At 77.0% G+C, this 379-nt stretch carries 1 protein-coding gene; it reads right to left on the reverse strand.

The genetic code is table 11. The features are described 5' to 3' along the window. Positions 1–379, reverse strand: a 379-nt coding sequence (locus ACWCOM_RS18590; RefSeq protein ID WP_454550216.1) for a DUF2142 domain-containing protein, incomplete at both ends; no start/stop codon positions are given.

The following is a 379-nucleotide window of genomic DNA, read 5'->3' on the forward strand; positions in this document are numbered from 1 at the left end:
GGCGTCATCAGCGGCAGGGCGACCGCGCTCACCAGCACGGTCCCCAGCTCCACCCGGGTGAGGGGCGCCCCGGAGCGGTCCAGCACGGGCGCGCGCAGCACGAGCGCGGTGAAGGTCAGCACCGCGGCGTTGGTCACCGAGGCCGCCGAGATCACCGCCGACGGGTAGAGGGCGGTGGGCAGCAGCGCCACGCAGAAGCCGACCCACAGGAAGCGGGTGCCGCGCAGGGCCCAGAGCCCCACGGCGGCCACGGCCGTGCAGGCGAGCACCTGCCGCATCCGCAGCAGGGTCCAGGCCGTGCCGACGTCGAGCTCCGCGGCGGCGGCGATCCGCGCCCCCAGGGCCGCGGGCAGATAGGGCACCGGCGAGTACGCCGCGG

This window comes from Kocuria sp. KH4, from assembly GCF_053711175.1.